The 2,078-nt window shown below is 74.7% G+C and carries 2 protein-coding genes; both read left to right on the top strand.

What is annotated here, in order from left to right:
- Window positions 1–268 precede the first annotated feature (268 nt).
- Window positions 269–1,051 (top strand): ATP-binding cassette domain-containing protein, encoded by a 783-nt coding sequence (locus G5C65_RS36165; RefSeq protein ID WP_165303288.1) that lies wholly within the window; start codon window positions 269–271, stop codon window positions 1,049–1,051.
- A 15-nt stretch (window positions 1,052–1,066) separates the two neighbouring features.
- Window positions 1,067–2,078, top strand: a 1,012-nt coding sequence (locus G5C65_RS36160; protein WP_165303287.1) for an ABC transporter permease, incomplete at its 3' end; no start/stop codon positions are given.

Genomic DNA, 2,078 nt, shown 5'->3' with positions numbered 1-2,078 from the left:
GGGCGGGTGCGCTGCCGCCTCCGCTCTTCCGGGAGCGCGCCGCTTCCTGGCTCGCTCCGTCGCTGGGCGGCTCCTGGTCCGGGTGACCCTGGCGCCCCCGGGGGGAGCGGGACGGCGCCGGACACGGCCCGGCACCGGTCCGCCGGCGGCGCGAGGGCGCGCCCGCCGGCGGAACCGGTCCCAGGACGGTCCGTACGACGGATGGCCAGCACCGGACCCGGGGGCCTACGCTCGGCCCCCTCACACCAGTTGGGACCGGGGAGGCGCCGTGTCCGCACCATCTCAGACAGCGGGACGCGAGCCCGCGGACGGCGGGCCGCTGGCCGCGCGGGCGGACGCGCTCACCAAGGCGTACGGCACGGGCCCGACGGCCGTGCTGGCGCTGGACGCGGTGGACGTGGACATCGTCCGCGGCCGGTTCACGGCGGTGATGGGCCCCTCCGGTTCCGGGAAGTCGACGCTGATGCACTGCCTGGCCGGGCTGGACTCCGTGACCAGCGGCCGGGTGTGGCTGGGCGAGACGGAGATCACCGGGCTGGGCGACCGCCGGCTGACGCAGCTGCGCCGGGACCGGGTGGGCTTCATGTTCCAGTCGTTCAATCTGCTGCCCACCCTCTCCGCCGCCGAGAACATCACGCTGCCCATGGACATCGCGGGCCGCAAGCCCGACCGGGCGTGGGTGGACACCGTGGTCGAGACGCTGGGCCTCGGCGACCGGCTCAAGCACCGCCCCGCGCAGCTGTCCGGCGGGCAGCAGCAGCGGGTGGCGTGCGCGCGGGCGCTGGCCTCCCGCCCCGAGCTGATCTTCGCGGACGAGCCGACCGGCAACCTGGACTCGCGCTCCGGTGCCGAGGTGCTCACCTTCCTGCGGCAGGCGGTCGACCAGCTCGGTCAGACCGTGGTGATGGTCACCCACGACCCGGGCGCTGCGGCCCACTCGGACCTGGTGCTCTTCCTCGGGGACGGAATGATCGTGGACCGGATGGCCGGGCCGACGGCGGACGCGGTACTGGAGCGGATGAAGCGCTTCGATGTGATCCGGCACGGCTGAGTCCGGGCGCGCTCCGTGCTCCGGGCCACGCTGCGCAGCTTCCTCGCCCACCGGGGCCGGATGCTGCTGTCCGGTCTGGCGGTGCTGCTGTCGGTGGCGTTCGTCGCCGGCAGCCTGATCTTCTCCGCCACGGTCAGCCAGACGTTCGACGCGCTGTTCCGGTCGACGGCGGCGGATGTGCGGGTCGAGCCGCGGTCCGCGTTCGACGAGGGCTCGCAGTTCCCCTCCGGCCGCACCCCCACCTTCCCGGCTCAGGTGCGCGACCGGGTCGCGCGGGTGGACGGGGTGGCGCGGGCGCATATCGACGCCGAGGCGGGGAACGTCACCGTCGTCGACCGGGACAACGAGCCGGTCGGCTCCACCAGCGGGGCGCCCACCATCGCCACCAACTGGTATGTGTGGGACCGCAGTCCGGTGCAGCTCACCAGCGGGCGCGCGCCGCGCGGCGCGGGGGAGGCGCTGCTGGACGCGGACACCGCCGACCGCAGGGGCCTGGGCATCGGCGACCCGCTGCGGGTGCTGGCGGCGCCGGGCGGCTTCCGGGTGCGGATCGTGGGCATCGCCACGTTCACCACCACCAACCCGGGCGCGACGCTGGTGTTCCTGGACACCCCGACAGCCCAGCGCAGGCTGCTGGGCAGCACGGACACCGCCTCGTCCGTCTCGGCCGAGGCCGAGCCGGGTGTGAGCGACCGGGAGCTCAAGCGCCGAATCGCCGCGGCGCTGGGCGACCGGGACGGCTACGAGCTGAGGACGGCGGACGAGCAGGCCGCGTCGCAGTCCGCCGAGCTCGGGGAGTTCCTCGACATCCTCACCTCTGTGATGGTCGGCTTCGCCGGGGTGGCGGTGCTGGTCGGCGTCTTTCTGATCGTCAACACCTTCTCCATGCTGATCGCCCAGCGCACCCGGGAGCTGGGGCTGCTGCGGGCGCTGGGCGCCGACCGGCGGCAGGTGCGCCGCTCGGTGCTGACGGAGGCGCTGCTGCTGGGCCTGGCCGGGTCCACGCTGGGGCTGGCGGCGGGGGTGG

It is taken from the genome of Streptomyces boncukensis, assembly GCF_011045075.1.
Taxonomy (GTDB): Bacteria; Actinomycetota; Actinomycetes; order Streptomycetales; family Streptomycetaceae; genus Streptomyces; species Streptomyces boncukensis.
Note: the sequence above shows the minus strand (reverse complement) of the source record. Positions and strands in the feature narration are given on the sequence as shown.